Here is a 17,733-nt window from a genome sequence, read left to right as displayed (position 1 = left end):
CCCACGCTAGTCGTGACCCCGGCGGCGCCGCCGGGGTTCCCAGGAAACGACGCGAGCCCCCGACCCGGCGGGGTCAGGGGCTCGCTCGCGGACGGTCAGGCGCTCTTGGTGCCCTTCGCAGCCTTCTTCTCGGCGGGCGACCCGGCCTCGGCCTTGATCGCCGGCAGCGCCGGGTCGGCCTCGCCGGGCTCGACAGCGCGGGGCTTGGCCGGCACCGACGCGGCGCGGAACTCGGCCCGCGGGTCGTGCAGGGTGCCGAGCGCGACGACCTCACGACGGAACAGCAGCGAGCCGGTCCAGCCCGCGGCGATCTTGATCTTGCGGTTGAAGGTCGGCATGGCGGCCACGTGGTACGTGCGGTGCAGCACCCACGCGAGGAAGCCGCGGACCTTGATCTTGCCGAACATCTGCGCCACGCCCTTGTACATGCCGAGCGACGCGACCGCACCGATGTTCTTGTGCTTGTACTCCGTCACCTCGGCCGAGCGCAGGACGCGCGCGAGGTTGTCGCCCAGGTGGTTGCCCTCGCGCAGCGCGTGCTGGGCGTTCGGCGGGCAGAACTGGCCCGGGTTGTACAGGTCCGGCACCGCGGCGCAGTCGCCGGCGGCGTACGCGTCCGGCACCGGGGTGCCCTCGGCGTCGACCACCTGGAGGAACGCGTTGCAGGTGACCCGGCCCAGCTTGTCCAGCGGCAGGTCCGAGTTCTGCAGCACCGGGTTGGCCTTGACGCCGGCCGTCCAGACGATGGTCTCCGCGTCGAACTCCATCGTGTTGGAGAGGACCACGTGGCCGTCGACGCAGCTGTTCAGGAAGGTCGACAGGTGGATCTCGATGTCCCGCTTGCGCAGCTGCTCGAGCGTGTAGCCACCGAGCTCCTCGCTGACCTCGGGCAGGATGCGCGGCGAGCCCTCGACCAGGACGAAGCGCACCTCCTCCTGCTCGATCGCCTTGTAGTACTTCACCGCGGCGCGGGCCATGTCCTCGACCTCGCCCAGCGCCTCGATGCCGGCGAACCCGCCGCCGACGAAGACGAAGGTGAGCATCCGCTTGCGCAGCGCCGGGTCCCAGGTGCTCGCCGCCATGTCGATCCGGTTGAGCACGTGGTTGCGGACCGCGATGGCCTCTTCGACGTTCTTGAACCCGATGCCCTGCTCCGCCAGCCCCGGGATGGGCAGCGTGCGGGCGACCGAGCCGAGGCCGACCACCAGGTGGTCGTAGGTGATCCAGTACGGGTCACCCTCCTCGGGCGTGATCTGCACCGTCCGCCCGGCGTGGTTGATCTCGCTGACCTTGCCCTGCAGCACGTCCACGCCCTTGAGGGCGCGGCGGTGCGGGGCGACGACGTTGCGCGGGTCGATCGAGCCGGCCGCCGCCTCAGGCAGGAACGGCGCGTAGGTCATGTACGGCCGCGGGTCGACGACGACGATGGCCGCCTCCCGCTTGCCGAGGCGCTTGCGCAGCCGTCGGGCCGTGTACAGACCGACCGTGCCACCGCCGAGGATCACGACGCGGGGCACCTTGCGGGACTTGCCCGAACGGGCCGTGGCGCCCGCGACGGACGGCGTGGTGGCGACATCGGAGACAGGCGTAGGCATGCCTCAACGGTAGCCGCGCGGGGATGGTGCCGCCCTACGGGGAGCCGGTGACCCTGGGCACAGTGGGGGCTCAGGACGGCGCCACGGCGTTGGCGCGGACCACCGTCGAGTACCACCGCGCGCTGTCCTTCGGGGTCCGCTCCTGCGTCTCGAAGTCGACGTGCACGAGCCCCCACCGCTGGCTCAGCCCCTCGGCCCACTCGAAGTTGTCGAGCAGCGACCAGGCGTAGTACCCGGTCAATCGCACGCCGTCGCCGATCGCGCGGGCCGCCTGCTGCAGGTGCGCGCGCAGGAACTCGAGCCGCTCGGCGTCCTCGACCGTGCCGTCCGCGGTCGGGTCCGGGATCCCGTTCTCGGTGATGACCAGCGGCGGGGCGTCCGGGTAGTCGATGAGCAGGTCCATCAGCTGGTCGTACAGACCCTCGGGGTGCACCTGCTGCCAGGTGGCCAGCGAGGTCGGGTAGAGCGGGACCTGGTTGCCGGCGTCGTCGACCCCCGTGACGCCGTAGTACTGGATCGCCAGGAGGTCGAGCGGCGAGGAGATGGCCTCGAGGTCGCCGTCGCGGACGAGGTCCTCGAACCTCCCGGCGTCCGCCGGCAGCTGCCCCGGCTGGGTGCCGATCGCGTCCGTCGGGTACCGCCCGAGGAGGACCGGGTCCAGGAACAGCCGGTTCTCCACCGCGTCGACGCGCACCGCGGCCGCGTCCGCCGCGCGGTCCACCGGGTACACCGGCAGGAGGTTGAGGGCGATGCCGATGCCGCCCGCCGCACCGCTCGCCCGGAACGCCTGGACGGCCCGGCCGTGCGCGAGGAGCTGGTGGTGGACCGCAGCCGCCGCCTGGTCCTCGTCGGTGATGCCCGGCGCGTGCGCACCCCACCGGTAGCCCACGTAGGCGGTCGTCTTCGGCTCGTTGATGGTCAGCCAGGTGGCGTCGACGTCGCGCAGGGCGTCGAACACGATCCCCGCGTAGTCCGCGAACCGGTCCGCGGTGTCGCGCACCGCCCAGCCGCCGGCGTCCTGCAGCGGCTGCGGCAGGTCCCAGTGGTAGAGCGTGATCGCGGGGTGGATTCCGCGCGCGAGCAGGCCGTCGACGAGCCGCCTGTAGAAGTCGACGCCGCGCTGGTTGACCGCGCCCGACCCCGTGGGCTGGACGCGCGGCCAGGCGACCGAGAAGCGGTAGGCCGGGAGCCCGAGCTCGACGAGGAGGTCGAGGTCCGACTCCCACCGGCGGTAGTGGTCGGCCGCGGGATCACCGGTCGCGCCGTCGGCGATGCGTCCCGGCTCGGCGGCGAAGGTGTCCCAGATGGACGGGCCGCGGCCGTCCGCCGTGGTGGACCCCTCCACCTGGAACGCCGACGTGGCCGCGCCCCAGACGAACCCGTCCGGGAAGACCATCGGCTCGGCCGGGGGCTCCCACGGGGGAACCGTCGTCGAGGGCTCGGACGGCGACGGGTCCCGGGAGCAGGCGGCGAGCGCGCCCGCGGCGACCCCCAGCTGCAGGAGCAGCCGGCGGTCCAGGACGGGACCGGTACCGCGGTCGGGCATGGGGCTCCTCCTCGGGCTCCCAGCCTTCCACCCCGGGGCCGACGACGGCACCGGTCGGGCGGTCAGGGGGTCGGCGTCGCCGAGGGCGTGACGCCCTCGGCCCCGATCGAGGCGTCCGCGGGGGCGTCGAGCGCCGGGGCCTTGGCGAACGGCCACGGCGGCGTGGACGCGTCGGTGCCGATGGGCAGCACCTGCACCCCGTCGTCGCCGTACGTGAACTGCGACGTGGGCGCACCCCGCAGCGGGTACACGTTCCAGCGCGCACGGCCGTCCGCGTCGGTCCGGCTGACGAAGGACCACGGCTCGGTGCCCTCGGGGAACCAGTACTGCTCATAGCCGTTGTCGTAGGTCGTCCGCACCGGACGGCCGCGGTCGTCGTAGACCTGGACGTCCGTGAGCGGGTTGCCCTCGGCGTCGTAGACGAAGAGGTTGCTCACCTGCATGCCGTCGACGACCACCCCGTCGATCGCCTTCTCCTGGAGGATCGTCCGGGTGCCGTCACCGCCGAACGCGCCGGCGAGGTAGGAGTCGTAGACCTCCTCGCGCTGGTGGGACTGGTCCTGCACCGTGACGAGGACCGGGAGCAGCAGGACGACCGCCGCCGCGTTCCCCAGCACGGCGACCCAGGAGACCGACCGCGACTGGAACCAGGCGCCGCGGCCCCACTGCACGCTGAGCAGCACGCAGAGCGCGAGGATCAGCCACAGGGCCAGCTCGGTGGGCAGGAACCGGAGCCGCGCCCCACCGAGCACGTAGACGAGCGCCGAGTAGGCGACCCAGCCGCGCGCGATCCACCAGACCGGCCGCAGCGCGACGAGGAACGCCTCCACGGGCGCCCACCACGTCAGTGCACGGAGGCGCCGCAGGGCCCAGCGCCCGAGCCGGCGGGTGTCCTCGACCGGGTCGCTGAGCACCCGCACGCGGCGCGCGCCGGTGGAGGCCGGCGCCAGGCCGGCGGCCGCGCGGAGCTCGGCGGCGTACGCCTCGGGCGGGCCGAACTGGTCCAGCAGCCCGCGCCCGTGCGCCACGTGGCGCTCGTCGTCGAGCGCCTCGGCCAGGTCGGCCTCGAGGTCGTCCGTGAGGTCGTCGACGAGCTCCGGTCCGAGGTCGACGAGGCTCCGGCGCACCGCCGCGGCGTACCCCGCCACGTCCAGCACGTCCGTGGTGTCCAGCACGCTCATCGCACGACCTCCGTCTTGAGCAGGCGGCCCATCGTGCCTGCGAACTCCTGCCAGTCCTTGCGCTGGGCCTCGAGCATCGCCCGGCCCTGGGCGTTGATCCCGTAGTACTTGCGGTGCGGCCCCTCGTCGCTGGGCACCACGTAGGACGTCAGTGCGCCCGACGAGTACAGCCGCCGCAGCGTCCCGTACACCGACGCGTCGCCGACCTCCTCGATGCCCGCGGCGCGCAGCCGGCGGACGACGTCGTACCCGTACCCGTCCTCGTCCGCGACGACCGCGAGCACCGCGAGGTCGAGCACGCCCTTGAGCAGCTGTGTGGTGTCCATCCGTCCTCCGGTCGACGTCCCGGTCGCCGACAGCCCGACAGGGCGATCGACCGTACCGGGCCGGGAAGCTGGTGCGGGAGCCCCCTCCGGCTCCCGCAGACGCGACGCTATTACACAGTGCGCACTACCGTCCACCACACGGCAGGCGTGTCGCCGACCGGCACGGGTCAGCGGGTGGCGATGCTCCAGGCGATGCCGTCGAGGATGTCGTGCTCGGACGTGACCACCTCGGTGAGCAGTCCTCCGGCGGCGGCGACCTCGTCGCGCACCCGGCGGACCACGTCCGCCCACACCAGCGCGCCGGCGCCGATCACGTCGACGCGACCGGGGTGCATGAACCCGAGCGAGGCACGCTCCGCGCGGGACCGGGCCAGGAGGTCGTCGCACGCGGCGAGCACCACGTCGACCGGCAGCACCGACCCGTCGATGACCGCCGGGTCGTAGGCGGGCAGCCCCAGCCCGTGCGCGGTCACCGTGGTCACCGTGCCGGCCAGGCCGACGAGCGTCACGGTCTTGCCGAGCGGCACGACGCCCGACGCGGTGTCGAGCGCCGCGGCGACGTCGGAGTGCGCGGCGGCGATCTCCGCGGCGGTCGGCGGGTCGCTGCGCAGGTGGCGCTCGGTCATCCGCACGCAGCCGACGTCCATCGAGTAGGCCGCCTCGGGCGCCGTCGTGCCCAGCACCAGCTCGGTCGAGCCACCGCCGAGATCGACCACGAGGAACGGCCCCGGGTGCCGCGCGCCGAGCACGCCGGTGGCGCCGCGGAACGAGAGCTCGGCCTCCTCCTGCCCGTCGACGACCTCGGGCTCGACACCGAGCGCGGCATGCACGCCGGCGACGAAGTCCGCGCGGTTCTCGGCGTCGCGCGACGCCGACGTGGCCACGAACCGGATGGCCTCGACGCCCAGCTCGGTGCACACGTCGTTGTACCGACGGGCCGCGTCGAGCGTGCGCTCGAGGGCCTCGGGGGCGATCCGACCGGTCCGGTCGACACCCTGACCCAGGCGGACGACCTCCATGCGACGGTCCAGGTCCACCAGCGTCCCGGCGTCGGGATCCACGTCGGCGACCAGGAGTCGGATCGAGTTGGTCCCGCAGTCGATGGCAGCCACACGCGTCACGCGGACCATCCTCGCACCGGTCAGCAGGTGCAGCGGTCCGGGCGCCACTCGTCGCGGATCAGGGCCAGGGCCTCGTCGCCGATCGGGTTGACGCCCGGGCCCGCCGCCAGCGCGTGCCCCACCAGGACGTGCAGGCACTTCACGCGCGTCGGCATCCCGCCGGCCGAGATCCCCGCGATCTCCTCGACGTGCCCCAGCGCCTCGCGGTCCACCAGGTAGGCGTCGTGGGCGCGGCGGTACGCGGCCGCCAGCTCCTCGTCCTCGCCCAGCCGCGCGGTCAGCTCCTTCATGAGACCGCCCGCCTCGAGCGTGCTCACGGCCACGACCGCGGGCGGGCAGGTGAGGTAGTAGGTGGTCGGGAAGGGGGTGCCGTCGTCCAGCCGCGGGGCGGTGCGGACCACCAGGGGACGTCCGCAGACGCAGCGCGCGGCGATGCCGACGACGCCGCGCGGAGGGCGGCCCAGCTGCTCGGCGAGGACGGTGATGTCCTGGTCGGACACGGCATCGAAAGAGGAAGGCACTGAGAGGTCCGTTCGTGCGGGTGGGTCAGCCGCCCGCGGGCGCAGCGGGCGTCTCATTGTCGCCCGCGACCGGCGTCTGCCCCGCCACCTCGACCGACTCCCAGACGTTCGCGTACCAGGGCAGCGTCGAACCAGCGTCGAGCACCGGCGCGGAACCGTCGGTGGCGGGCGGCGCGTCGGGGACGGTCTCGGGGTCGACGACGCGGAACGCCTTCTCCCCCGGCAGCACGAACGAGAGCCGCTCCCGCGCCTGGGCCGTCACGTACGCGGGGTCGTCCCAGCGCCGCAGGTCGGCCTGGAGGTCGTCGTTGCGCTGCCGGGCCGCCTCGACCTGGCTGCGCAGCTGGTCCACCTCGACGCGCTGCTGCAGGTAGGAGTGCAGGGTCGGGTAGACCAGGACGAAGGCCAGCAGGAGCACGCAGGAGAACACCATCGCGCGCACGGTGAACAGACGCGGCACCCGCACCTGCACCCGCTCCGCGCGGGGGGTGCCGCGCGGTGGCGTCGGCGCCCCCCGGGTGGCCGGGCGGGAGGCGGCCGGCCGTGACGAGGAGGGCCGGGCGGATGACGAGGGCGTCGGGCCGACGCGGGGTGTCGCGCCGGACCGCGGGGACGACGACCGTGGCGCCGCGGGGCGGCCGCCGGTGTTCCCGCGCGGCACGTTCGCCGCCGGGGTCGGGGCCCCGGACCGTGGGACCGCCGCGCGCCGACCCGGGGCGCTCGGGGACGCCGGGCGTCGGGGGGCGGACATGCGTCGATTCTGCCCCGGACCGTCCCGACCTGGGCGGAGGTCGCTCTCCGTGGCGCGCCGGGCGACCGTTGACAGGTCCCATGCGTCACTCGCTACCATGCGACACATGGAACCGGATGGCTCGGACGCGCACGCGGTGCTCACCCAGCTGCGCCGCGGCACCCTCGAGTACTGCGTGCTCGCGCACCTCGACGGCGGACCCTCGTACGGTCAGGACATCGCCCGTGCGCTCGGGGGCGACGACATCCTCTTCGGCTCCGAGGGCACCCTCTACCCGCTGCTCACCCGGCTGCGTCGACGCCGCTGGGTGGACACCACCTGGCAGGAGTCCCCGACGGGACCACCCCGCCGGTACCACGCGCTCACCGACGAGGGCCGGGAGGCGCTGCGCGCCTTCGTCGCGGTCTGGGAGCCGTTCCGCTCCGGCGTCGACCACCTCATGAAGGGAATCGCCTGATGCGCACCGCCTCGCCGCTCGTCGCGGCCTACCTCGCCGACCTCGACCGCAGGCTCGCGGGCGCCGACCCGGCCGAGCGGGCGGACATCGTCGACTCGATCCGCGAGCACGTCGACGCCGCCGTCGAGGAGCTCGGCCACGAGCCGACCCCCGAGGACGTCCAGCAGATCCTGTCGGACCTGGGCCCGGTCGACGACGTCGCGGCCGCCTGGAGCCCGGAGACGGCCCCCACGGCCGCACCCGCCCGCCGCTCGGTCACCGACTCACCGCTCGGCGTGGCGCTCGTGGCGCTCGGCGGCCTGGTCCTCGGGCTCCTGCTCGTGCCGGTCAGCGTCGTCGCCTGGCTGGTCGCGCCCGCGGCGCTCGCGCTGGCGGTGGCGAGCGGGATCCTCTGGCGGCGCGGCGGCCCGCACGGCGCGGCCTGGCGGTCGACGTTCGTCGCCACCGTCCCCGTGGCGGTCGTGACGTGCCTCGTCATGGGCGCGGCCACGATGTTCCTCTCCGTCGTCTCCGACGAGGTGGCACCCGAGCCCGTCGTGTCGGTCCCCGCCACCCCCTGACCCCGGGCACGCCGACGGCCGGCCACCCGTGCGGGTGACCGGCCGTCGAGGTGTGTCAGGCCGTGAACCGCGGGAAGGCGGAGCGACCGGCGTAGCGTGCGGCGTCGTCCAGCTCCTCCTCGATGCGGAGCAGCTGGTTGTACTTGTTGATGCGCTCGCCACGGGCCGGGGCACCGGTCTTGATCTGGCCGGCGTTCGTGGCCACCGACAGGTCGGCGATCGTGGTGTCCTCGGTCTCGCCGGAGCGGTGCGAGGTCATCGTGGTGAAGCCGCTGCGCTGGGCCAGCTCGACGGCGTCGAACGTCTCCGTCAGCGTGCCGATCTGGTTGAGCTTGACCAGCAGCGAGTTGGCGGCCTTGAGCTCGATGCCCTTGCGGAGGCGCTCGGGGTTGGTGACGAACAGGTCGTCGCCGACGATCTGCACCTTGTCGCCGATGGTGGCGACCAGGTGGGACCAGCCCTCCCACTCGTCCTCGGACAGCGGGTCCTCGATGGAGACCAGCGGGTAGTCCTTCACCAGCTGCTCGTAGTAGGCCGACATCTCCTCGTTCGACAGGGCCTTGCCCTCGAACTGGTAGGCGCCGTCCTTGAAGAACTCCGTCGCGGCGACGTCGAGCGCGAGGCCCAGGTCGACGCCCGGCGTGAAGCCGGCCTTCTCGATGGCGATGAGGATGAGGTCGAGCGCCTCACGGTTGCTGCCCAGGCTCGGGGCGAAGCCGCCCTCGTCGCCGAGTCCCGTGGACAGGCCCTTGCTCTTCAGCACGGACTTCAGCGAGTGGTAGACCTCGACGCCGGTGCGCAGCGCCTCGCGGTACGTCGTCGCACCGATGGGGGCGACCATGAACTCCTGGATGTCGACGTTGGAGTCGGCGTGCGACCCACCGTTGAGGATGTTCATCATCGGGACCGGCAGCACGTGGGCGTTCGGGCCACCGAGGTAGCGGAAGAGCGGCAGGTCGGCCGAGTCGGCGGCAGCCTTGGCGACGGCGAGCGAGACACCGAGGATGGCGTTGGCGCCGAGCTTGCCCTTGTTGGGCGTGCCGTCGAGGTCGATCAGCGCACCGTCGACCAGGCGCTGCTCCGTGGCCTCGAAGCCGATGAGCTCGGGGGCGATCTCGTCGATGACGGCCGCGACGGCCTCCTCGACGCCCTTGCCCAGGTACCGGGCGGAGTCGCCGTCACGGCGCTCGACGGCCTCGAAGGCGCCGGTCGAGGCACCCGAGGGGACAGCGGCGCGGGCGATGGTGCCGTCGTCGAGTGCGACCTCGACCTCGACAGTGGGGTTGCCGCGCGAGTCCAAGATCTCGCGGGCGCCGACGGCCTCGATGCTGGCCATGGGTGCTCCTTCTGAAGCGGGTGGGTTTACGACCTCACCCTAGTGGCGTCCCCGAACGGCCGCCCTAGGCCCTTCGACTGGTGGGACGAGAGTGGTCAGAGCGCCAGCATGATGTGCTCGACCTGGTCCTTGGCGTCCCCGAACAGCATGGACGTGTTGTCGCGGAAGAACAGCGGGTTCTGCACGCCGGCGTAGCCCGTGGCCATCGACCGCTTGAACACGATGACGCGCGCCGCCTTCCACACCTCGAGCACCGGCATGCCGGCGATCGGCGAGGACGGGTCGTCGAGCGCGGCGGGGTTCACCGTGTCGTTGGCGCCGATCACCAGCACGACGTCGGTCTCCGCCAGGTCGCCGTTGATCTCGTCCATCTCGAGCACGATGTCGTACGGCACCCGGGCCTCGGCGAGCAGCACGTTCATGTGGCCGGGCAGCCGGCCCGCCACCGGGTGCACGCCGAACCGCACCTCGATGCCGCGCGCCCGCAGCTTGGCCACCAGCTCCGCCACCGGGTACTGCGCCTTGGCCACGGCCATGCCGTACCCGGGCGTGATGATCACCGTGCGGGCCTCCGTGAGCAGCTCCGCCGCCTCCGGGGCCTTGATCTCGTGGAACTCCCCCAGGTCGACGTCGGACGCCACCACGGTGCCGCCCTCGGCCCCGTACCCGCCGAGGATCACGGAGATGAACGACCGGTTCATGGCCGTGCACATGAGGTAGGACAGGATCGCACCGGAGGAGCCGACGAGGGCGCCCGTGACGATCAGCAGGTCGTTGCTGAGCATGAAGCCCGCCGCAGCAGCCGCCCAGCCGGAGTACGAGTTGAGCATCGAGACGACGACCGGCATGTCGCCCCCGCCGATCGAGGCCACCAGGTGCCACCCGAGCAGGAGCGCGACGACCGTCATCAGCAACAGGGGCAGCACGGCGCCGGTGCCCAGGAACCAGACCATGAGCCCGCCGGAGACCACCACCATGCCGAGGTTCAGCCAGTTGCGGCCCGGGAGCATGAGCGGAGCCGAGCTGATCCGCGTGGAGAGCTTGAGGAACGCGACGATCGACCCGGTGAACGTCACGGCGCCGATGAGCACGCCGAGGAACACCTCGACCAGGTGCGCGGGGTCCGCCGGCTCGGTGAGGAACGAGTTGTACCCGACGAGCACGGCCGCCAGACCGACGAACGAGTGCAGGATCGCGATGAGCTCGGGCATCTGCGTCATCTCGACGCGGCGCGCCTGCCAGGTGCCCACGGTGGAGCCGACGAGGAACACCACGAGGATGAGCACTGCGGTCACCTCGACCGGCCGCTCGGAGCGCTCCAGGGCGAGCGCGACGGTCGCGGCGAGGGCCAGCGCCATGCCGACCATGCCGGCGAGGTTGCCGCGGCGCGCGGTCTCCTGCTTGGACAGCCCCGCGAGGCTGAGGATGAACAGGATGGCGGCGCCGAGGTAGACGGCCTGGGCCAGGGAGGTCAGCACGAGCTCAGGCGTCCTTCCGGAACATGCGGATCATGCGGTTGGCGACGAGGAACCCGCCGAACACGTTGATGCTGGCGACGGCCGCGGCGACGACCGCGAGCACGGTCACCAGCCAGCTGTCGTCGCCGATCTGCAGCAGCGCGCCGACCAGGATGATCCCGGAGATGGCGTTGGTCTGGGCCATCAGGGGCGTGTGCAGCGAGTGGCTGACGTTCGAGATGACGTAGTAGCCGACGATCACCGCCAGGACGAACACCGTGAAGTGGCCGAGGAACGCGGCCGGCGCGAACGAGATCCCCAGCAGCACGACCACGGCCAGGAGCGCGAGGATGACCGACCGGCGCTGCCGGCGACGGTTCTTGTCCGCGAGCGCGGCGGCCTCGGCCTGCGCCCGCTCCTCGGGGGTGGGCCCGGCGACCGCGGCCGGGGCCGCGGAGACCTGCACCGGGGGTGGCGGCCAGAGCAGGTCGCCGTCGTGCGTGACGGCCATGCCGCGCTGCACCGGGTCGTCGAGGTCCAGCACCAGCTGCCCGTCCTTGCCGGGGGTGAGCAGCTGCATCAGGTGCACGATGTTGGTGCCGAACAGCTGGGACGTGTGCTGCGGCATCCGGCTGGTCAGGTCGGTGTACCCGATGACCGTCACGTCGTTGTCGGACACGACGACCTGCCCGGGGACGGTGAGCTCGCAGTTGCCGCCACCCGACGCGGCCAGGTCGACGATCACGCTACCCGGCCGCATGCCCGCGACCATGGCCGCGGTGATCGTCGTCGGCGCCTGACCGCGGACCAGCGCGGTGGTGATGACGATGTCCGCGTCCGCCGTCTCGGCGGCGTACATCTGCGCGGTCAGCCGCTCCTGCTCCTCGGTCAGCGCGCTCGCGTACCCGTCCGAGCTGACCGCCTGCTGCGCGGCCTCGGCCTGCACGAACGTGGCGCCCATCGACTCGATCTGCTCGCCGACCTCGGGCCGCACGTCGAACGCGCGGACGCGGGCGCCCATGCTGCCCGCGGCCCCGATCGCGGCCAGTCCGGCCACTCCCGCGCCGATGACGAACACGCGCGCCGGCGGCGTCTTGCCGGCGGCGGTGACCTGCCCGGTGAACATCCCGCCGTAGACCTCGGCGGCCTCGACGACCGCGCGGTAGCCCGCGACGTTCGACATGGTGCTCAGCACGTCGAGCGCCTGCGCCCGCGAGATGCGCGGCACGGCGTCCAGCGCCAACGCGGTGACGCCCCGCGCGTGCAGGCTCTCGACCAGGGCGGGCGCGGCGGCCGGCGCGAGCATGGCGACGAGCGTGGCGCCCGGGCTCAGCGCGGCGACCTCGGTCTCCGTGGGCGGGTGGACCTTGGCCACCACGTCGCTGGACCAGACGTCGGCTGCGTCGCCGACGGTCGCGCCCGCGACCTCGTAGGCCTCGGCGCGGAACGTCGCCGCGTCACCGGCTCCACGCTGGACGACGACCTCGTAGCCGAGATCGACCAGCTGGCCGACCGTCTTCGGGGTCGCGGCGACGAGCCGTTCGCCGGCTCGGCTCTCGGTCGGGATACCGATGCGCATCGCTGCGGTCCTCCGTCGGATCGTCTGTGGTGGCCTGTCGCCGGGGGGACGACGGGCCGCGCCCATCATGGCGGCCACCGGAAGGTTATGGGGTCCGACGGACTGCCGGCAAGCGCTTTCCTTCCGCCTCTCGGATGATCGCCCGAACCTTCATAGCAACTGCGGGCGGCGCAGTCCCCGGTCCAAAGTCCTGGGCAGCGGACGAGGAAGGACGCGCCGGCCGCGAGCTCACCACCGCCGAGTGGGCGAGCTACCTGTCCGAGCTCGGGCCGCGGCGCGACACCTGCTCGACGGCCCGCACGGCGTCCTCGAGCTGACGGACGGCACCGCGCAGCGCCGACTCGGCGTCGACGCCGTGCGCCTCCGCGTCGACCAGCACCCCGAGCAGGCGTCGGCCGACCTCGTCGGGCGGGTCCACCTCCCGGGCGAGCCCCGCGGCGTCGATCCCGGCGCGCTGGGCCCGTGCCAGCACCTTCTGGCCGCGCGCGAGGGCGCCGATCGCGAGCGGGATCCCGTCCAGCGCCGACCCGCGCTGCTTCTCCGCGTTCTTGAGCCGGTCCCACTGCACGTGCACGTCACCCTCGACCGGAGCGCCCTCGAAGACGTGGGGGTGCCGGCGCACCAGCTTGGCGACGAGGTCCGCGGCGACGTCGTCCACGTCGAACGGGTCGGTGGGGTGCTCCGTCGCGATGCGGGCGTGGAACACCACCTGCAGGAGCAGGTCACCGAGCTCCTCGCGCAGCCCGACGCGGTCGTCGGTCTCGATCGCCTCCGCGAGCTCGTGGGCCTCCTCGAGCACGTACGGCACGAGCGACTCGTGCGTCTGCTGGGCGTCCCACGGGCAGCCGCCCGGCGAGCGCAGCCGGTCCATCACGCGCACGAGGGCGCGCAGGGAGTCCGGCTGCGGGTCCGTCACGACGCGGAGGGCGACGGCTCCGGCGTCGGCTCGGCGGAGTCGTCGGGTACCGGGGCCGAGGACGCGACCAGCCACGGGGCGGGGACCGGGTCGGCCACCTGGTTGCCGTCCTCGAGCGAGGCGAACCGCGGGTTCACCTCCACGTCGAGCTCACGCAGGCGGGCGTCGATCTCCTCGCCGATGCCCTCGTCCTCCGGGAGCCCCTGCAGGTTGGTGTAGGCGATCGAGTAGCGGGCGACGGCCAGCGACGGGTCCGTGAACGTGGCCGTGGCGCCCTGCACCTTCTGCTGGACCACCTGGGCGAGCAGCGCCTCGGCGTCCTCGTCGGAGACACCCACACCCTTCTCGGCCGCGAGCTCGACCACCGTGGGCTCCTGCACGAGCACGGCGAGCACGTTGGTGGTCGTCACGCCCTGGAACCACGGCGCGAGCTCCTCGAGCGCGGCACTCACGTCCGCGGTGGGGATCGCCGTGCCGTCGACCACGGCGGCCGCGCCGGGCTGCCCGGCACACCCCGCCAGACCGGCCGTCGTCGCGAGCGCGACCAGCACACCCGCTGCCCGCGCTCCCGCACGCCACTGCACCGCCACCTGAGACCTCCTGCGTCGTCGCTCGTCGATCGGGGTCATCGTAGGGCCCTCACCTGCGCGCGGCGCCCACCGTCGCCGCCGCCGAGACGTCGCCCCGCACGATCGCGTCGATGAACTGCCTCGCCCAGAGCATGACGTCGCGGCCCTGCACCGGCTTGCCGCCGATCCGCGCCGTCATCGGCCAGGGCACCAGCACCGTGCGCACCGTCGGCTTGAGCACCGCCCCCGGGTAGAGGCGCTTCAGGCGCAGCTGGGCGGACTCGGGCAGGTCCACCGGCGCGAACCGGATGAACTTGCCCTGCGCGGTGACGTCCGACAGCCCGCTGTTGCGCACGTGCTGGCGGAACTCGGCCACCTCGAACAGGTTGTCGACCGCGGCCGGCACCGCGCCGTAGCGGTCCACCAGCTCGGCCCGGACCTCACCGAGGGTCGCGGAGTCCGTCGCCGCCGCGATCTTGCGGTACGCCTCGAGGCGCAGCCGCTCGTGCGCGATGTAGTCGTGCGGGATGTGCGCGTCGACCGGGAGCTCGATGGTGACGTCCGGGACCTCCTCCTCCACGTCGCCGCGGAAGTTCGCCACCGCCTCGCCGACCATGCGGATGTAGAGGTCGAAGCCGACGCCCTCGATGTGCCCCGACTGCTCGCCGCCCAGCAGGTTGCCGGCGCCGCGGATCTCCAGGTCCTTCATGGCGACGGCCATGCCCGCACCCAGGTCGGTGTTCGCGGCGATCGTCTGCAGGCGGTCGTGCGCGGTCTCCGTCAGCGGCTTCTCCGGCGGGTACAGGAAGTAGGAGTACGCACGCTCGCGCCCACGACCGACGCGCCCGCGCAGCTGGTGCAGCTGGGACAGGCCGAGCAGGTCCGCGCGCTCGAGGATGAGCGTGTTCGCGTTGGAGATGTCCAGGCCGGTCTCGACGATCGTCGTGCAGACCAGGACGTCGAACCTCTTCTCCCAGAAGTCGACGATCACCTGCTCCAGCTGGTGCTCGTTCATCTTCCCGTGCGCCACCGCCACCCGGGCCTCGGGCACCAGCTCCATCAGGCGCGACGCGGTCTTCTCGATCGAGTCCACCTTGTTGTGCACGTAGAACACCTGGCCCTCGCGCAGCAGCTCGCGACGGATGGCCGCGCTGATCTGCTTCTCGTCGTACGCGCCGACGAACGTCAGGACCGGGTGCCGCTCCTCCGGCGGGGTGGCCAGCGTCGACATCTCGCGGATACCGGTCACCGCCATCTCCAGGGTGCGCGGGATCGGGGTCGCGCTCATCGCCAGCACGTCGACGTTGGTGCGCAGCGCCTTGAGCGTCTCCTTGTGCTCGACGCCGAACCGCTGCTCCTCGTCGATCACCACGAGGCCGAGGTCCTTGAACCGCACCTCCCCGGTGATGAGCCGGTGCGTGCCGATGACCACGTCCACCGTCCCGTCGGACAGGCCGGCGACGACCTCCTTCGACTCCTTCGGCGACTGGAACCGGCTCAGGGCCTTCACGGTCACCGGGAACGCGCTGTACCGCTCGCTGAACGTGTCGAGGTGCTGCTGCACCAGGAGCGTCGTCGGCACCAGGATGGCCACCTGCTTGCCGTCCTGCACCGCCTTGAACGCGGCGCGCACGGCGATCTCGGTCTTGCCGTAGCCGACGTCGCCGCAGACCAGGCGGTCCATCGGGATCGGCTTCTCCATGTCCGCCTTGACCTCGTCGATCGTCGCGGCCTGGTCCGGGGTCTCCACGTACGCGAACGCGTCCTCGAGCTCGCGCTGCCACGGGGTGTCCGGGCCGAACGCGTGCCCCGCCGTGGCCATGCGCGCGGAGTAGAGCCGGATGAGCTCGGCCGCGATCTCCTTGACGGCCTTCTTGGCCCGGCCCTTGGTCTTGGCCCAGTCGCCGCCGCCCATCTTGGACAGCGACGGCGCCTCGCCGCCCACGTACTTGGTGACCTGGTCCAGCTGGTCGCTGGGCACGAAGAGCCGGTCGCCCGGCTGGCCCCGCTTGCTGGAGGCGTACTCGATCACGAGGTACTCGCGCGTCGCGGCGTTGGCGCCGGTGCCGATCGTCCGCTGCACCAGCTCCACGAACCGCCCGACGCCGTGCTGCTCGTGCACCACGTAGTCGTGCGGGCGCAGCTGCAGGGGGTCGACCACGTTGCGGCGCCGGCTGGGCATGCGGCGCATGTCGCGTGTGCTGGTCCCGGCACGGCCGGTGAGGTCCGACTCGGAGAACACGGCCAGGTGCAGGGGCTCGGCGACGAAGCCGGGGCCGACGGGGGCAGGCACGACGAGGACGACGCCGCCCTCGGGCTCGTCGGTGATGGTCCCCACCAGCCGCGCCGGGACCTCGGCGGCCTTGAGCTGCTCGACCATGCGCTGCGCGGGACCGTGCCCCTCCGTGGCCAGCACCAGCCGCCAGCCGGCCTGCTGCAGCACGCGCACGTCCGCGACCGCGCGGGCGACCTCCCCGCGGTAGCGCTCGACGTCCCGCGCCGCGATCACGAGGGTCTGCGCGGTCGCCGCCAGGTCGTCGGCCATGGCGCTCAGGTGCGGCGCCTCGTTGCGGGCGGGTGTGTGGCCGGTTCCCGTCGCTCCCTCGTAGAAGTCCTCGGGCTTGGCCGCCTCCGTCGCGTCGACGTCCAGGGAGAACGGCGAGAGGGTCCACCAGCCGAGGCCACGCACGGCCGCGAGCCCGCGGATCTCGGCGAACGACGCGAAGCTCGCCGCCGACAGGTCCAGGGGTGTCGCCGCGCCGGCCGCGGCGGACGTCCACGCGGCCTCGAGGAACTCCTGCGTGGTGGCGACGAGGTCGTGCGCCCGGCGCCGGACGCGCTCGGGGTCGACCATGACCAGCAGGCTGTCGTCGCCGACCAGGTCGAGCACCGGCACCATCGACTCCACCAGCGCGGGCGCCAGCGACTCCATGCCCTCGACCGCGATGCCCTGCGCCAGCTTGTCCAGCATGTCGACCGCGCCCGGCAGCTGCGGGATGAGCTCGGTGGCCCGGGCCCGCACGGCGTCGGTGAGCAGGATCTCGCGGCACGGCGGGGCCCACACGCCGTGGTCGGCCACCTCGAGGCTGCGCTGGTCGGCGATGGAGAACCAGCGGATCTCCTCGACGTCCTCGCCCCACAGCTCGACGCGCAGGGGGTGGTCCTCGGTGGGCGGGAACACATCGATGATCCCGCCGCGTACCGCGAACTCGCCGCGCTTCTCCACCATGTCCACGCGCGTGTAGGCGGCCGCGACCAGCTTCTCCGCGAGGTCCGCCAGGTCCACCCGGTCGCCCGTGCTGATCGCGACCGGCTCCAGCTCACCGAGCCCCTCCACCACGGGCTGCAGCAGCGCGCGCACGGGCATGACCAGCACCCGGACGGGACCCGCGTGGCCCTCGGTCTCGGGGTGCGCCAGCCTGCGGAACACGGCCAGCCGGCGGGCCACCGTGTCGCTGCGGGGCGAGAGGCGCTCGTGCGGGAGCGTCTCCCACGACGGCAGGACCGCGACGTCGTCGGCCGGCAGGTAGCACCGGACCGCGGCGGCCAGCTCGTCGGCGTCCCGGCCCGTGGCCGTCACCACGACGAGGGGCCGCCCCGAGGCCAGCGCGGCGAGCAGCGGCGGACGCACGCCGGCGGGGCCGACGACGTCGAGCTCCCCGCGGGCGCGGACGTTCTCCACCGCGGCGGCGGCGGCCGGGTCGGCGAGGAGGGCGGGCAGGAGGCCGGTCAGGTCCATGGAGTCCTTCACATGGTCGGGGGCGTGCGCACAGCACGACCGCCCCGGATCCAACGGACCCGGGGTGCTGCGCCAGTCT

At 72.9% G+C, this 17,733-nt stretch carries 15 protein-coding genes; 2 read left to right on the top strand and 13 right to left on the bottom strand.

Going from position 1 to position 17,733, the window contains the following annotated elements; translation table 11 throughout:
* Window positions 1-95: 95 nt before the first annotated feature.
* The 7 genes from ASD18_RS18370 to ASD18_RS18340 form a co-directional block, all read right to left on the bottom strand.
* Complete coding sequence (locus ASD18_RS18370) at window positions 96-1,595, bottom strand: NAD(P)/FAD-dependent oxidoreductase (RefSeq protein ID WP_056095712.1); 1,500 nt, start codon at window positions 1,593-1,595, stop codon at window positions 96-98.
* A gap of 70 nt (window positions 1,596-1,665) precedes the next feature.
* Entirely contained in the window at window positions 1,666-3,141 is a 1,476-nt protein-coding gene (locus tag ASD18_RS18365; RefSeq protein ID WP_082574245.1) for a GH1 family beta-glucosidase, read from the bottom strand.
* A 62-nt stretch (window positions 3,142-3,203) separates the two neighbouring features.
* Complete coding sequence (locus ASD18_RS18360) at window positions 3,204-4,322, bottom strand: hypothetical protein (RefSeq protein ID WP_056095709.1); 1,119 nt, start codon at window positions 4,320-4,322, stop codon at window positions 3,204-3,206.
* A complete protein-coding gene (locus ASD18_RS18355) occupies window positions 4,319-4,648 on the bottom strand; it encodes a PadR family transcriptional regulator (protein ID WP_056095706.1) in 330 nt (109 codons plus the stop codon). Before ASD18_RS18355 ends, ASD18_RS18360 begins: the two co-directional genes overlap by 4 nt.
* Before the next feature lie 167 nt (window positions 4,649-4,815).
* The gene (locus tag ASD18_RS18350; RefSeq protein ID WP_082574314.1) at window positions 4,816-5,769 is read right to left on the bottom strand and encodes a Ppx/GppA phosphatase family protein; all 954 of its coding nucleotides are present in this window, start codon (window positions 5,767-5,769) and stop codon (window positions 4,816-4,818) included.
* A 20-nt stretch (window positions 5,770-5,789) separates the two neighbouring features.
* Window positions 5,790-6,290 (bottom strand): DUF501 domain-containing protein, encoded by a 501-nt coding sequence (locus ASD18_RS18345; RefSeq protein WP_056095702.1) that lies wholly within the window; start codon window positions 6,288-6,290, stop codon window positions 5,790-5,792.
* Between the two features lie 25 nt (window positions 6,291-6,315).
* Window positions 6,316-6,750: a septum formation initiator family protein gene (locus ASD18_RS18340; protein WP_235522470.1), complete on the bottom strand. Its 435-nt coding sequence runs from the start codon at window positions 6,748-6,750 to the stop codon at window positions 6,316-6,318.
* 397 nt (window positions 6,751-7,147) lie between these two features.
* Here ASD18_RS18340 and ASD18_RS18335 point away from each other — a divergent pair, with 397 nt between their 5' ends.
* Together ASD18_RS18335 and ASD18_RS18330 are read left to right on the top strand one after the other, a co-directional pair.
* Complete coding sequence (locus tag ASD18_RS18335; RefSeq protein WP_056095699.1) at window positions 7,148-7,498, top strand: PadR family transcriptional regulator; 351 nt, start codon at window positions 7,148-7,150, stop codon at window positions 7,496-7,498.
* Entirely contained in the window at window positions 7,498-8,058 is a 561-nt protein-coding gene (locus ASD18_RS18330; protein WP_056095696.1) for a hypothetical protein, read from the top strand. The genes ASD18_RS18335 and ASD18_RS18330 overlap by 1 nt, the downstream gene beginning before the upstream one ends.
* A gap of 55 nt (window positions 8,059-8,113) precedes the next feature.
* Here the strand turns inward: ASD18_RS18330 and eno are convergent, their stop codons facing one another.
* The 6 genes from eno to mfd all read right to left on the bottom strand — a co-directional run bounded on the left by eno (window position 8,114) and on the right by mfd (window position 17,654).
* Complete coding sequence (gene eno, locus ASD18_RS18325) at window positions 8,114-9,394, bottom strand: phosphopyruvate hydratase (RefSeq protein WP_056095694.1); 1,281 nt, start codon at window positions 9,392-9,394, stop codon at window positions 8,114-8,116.
* 95 nt (window positions 9,395-9,489) lie between these two features.
* A complete protein-coding gene (pntB, locus tag ASD18_RS18320) occupies window positions 9,490-10,872 on the bottom strand; it encodes a Re/Si-specific NAD(P)(+) transhydrogenase subunit beta (RefSeq protein ID WP_056095691.1) in 1,383 nt (460 codons plus the stop codon).
* A gap of 4 nt (window positions 10,873-10,876) precedes the next feature.
* Window positions 10,877-12,430 (bottom strand): Re/Si-specific NAD(P)(+) transhydrogenase subunit alpha, encoded by a 1,554-nt coding sequence (locus tag ASD18_RS18315; protein ID WP_056095689.1) that lies wholly within the window; start codon window positions 12,428-12,430, stop codon window positions 10,877-10,879.
* Between the two features lie 250 nt (window positions 12,431-12,680).
* Window positions 12,681-13,346, bottom strand: coding sequence for a MazG family protein (locus tag ASD18_RS18310; RefSeq protein WP_056095686.1), 666 nt, complete (start codon window positions 13,344-13,346; stop codon window positions 12,681-12,683).
* The gene (locus ASD18_RS18305) at window positions 13,343-13,936 is read right to left on the bottom strand and encodes a hypothetical protein (RefSeq protein WP_056095683.1); all 594 of its coding nucleotides are present in this window, start codon (window positions 13,934-13,936) and stop codon (window positions 13,343-13,345) included. The genes ASD18_RS18310 and ASD18_RS18305 overlap by 4 nt, the downstream gene beginning before the upstream one ends.
* Window positions 13,937-13,985: 49 nt before the next feature.
* Window positions 13,986-17,654, bottom strand: coding sequence for a transcription-repair coupling factor (gene mfd / locus ASD18_RS18300; RefSeq protein ID WP_056095680.1), 3,669 nt, complete (start codon window positions 17,652-17,654; stop codon window positions 13,986-13,988).
* Window positions 17,655-17,733 lie beyond the last annotated feature (79 nt).

It is taken from the genome of Cellulomonas sp. Root137 (assembly GCF_001426725.1).
Classification (GTDB): domain Bacteria; phylum Actinomycetota; class Actinomycetes; order Actinomycetales; family Cellulomonadaceae; genus Cellulomonas.
Note: the sequence above shows the minus strand (reverse complement) of the source record. Positions and strands in the feature narration are given on the sequence as shown.

What these genes read in the sequence shown, in the direction of transcription:
- ASD18_RS18370 (WP_056095712.1), bottom strand. Translation starts at nt 1,595, where the DNA reads ATGCCTACGCCTGTCTCCGATGTCGCCACCACGCCGTCCGTCGCGGGC.
- ASD18_RS18365 (WP_082574245.1), bottom strand. Translation starts at nt 3,141, where the DNA reads ATGCCCGACCGCGGTACCGGTCCCGTCCTGGACCGCCGGCTGCTCCTG.
- ASD18_RS18360 (WP_056095709.1), bottom strand. Translation starts at nt 4,322, where the DNA reads ATGAGCGTGCTGGACACCACGGACGTGCTGGACGTGGCGGGGTACGCC.
- ASD18_RS18355 (WP_056095706.1), bottom strand. Translation starts at nt 4,648, where the DNA reads ATGGACACCACACAGCTGCTCAAGGGCGTGCTCGACCTCGCGGTGCTC.
- ASD18_RS18335 (WP_056095699.1), top strand. Translation starts at nt 7,148, where the DNA reads ATGGAACCGGATGGCTCGGACGCGCACGCGGTGCTCACCCAGCTGCGC.
- ASD18_RS18330 (WP_056095696.1), top strand. Translation starts at nt 7,498, where the DNA reads ATGCGCACCGCCTCGCCGCTCGTCGCGGCCTACCTCGCCGACCTCGAC.
- eno (WP_056095694.1), bottom strand. Translation starts at nt 9,394, where the DNA reads ATGGCCAGCATCGAGGCCGTCGGCGCCCGCGAGATCTTGGACTCGCGC.
- ASD18_RS18315 (WP_056095689.1), bottom strand. Translation starts at nt 12,430, where the DNA reads ATGCGCATCGGTATCCCGACCGAGAGCCGAGCCGGCGAACGGCTCGTC.
- mfd (WP_056095680.1), bottom strand. Translation starts at nt 17,654, where the DNA reads ATGGACCTGACCGGCCTCCTGCCCGCCCTCCTCGCCGACCCGGCCGCC.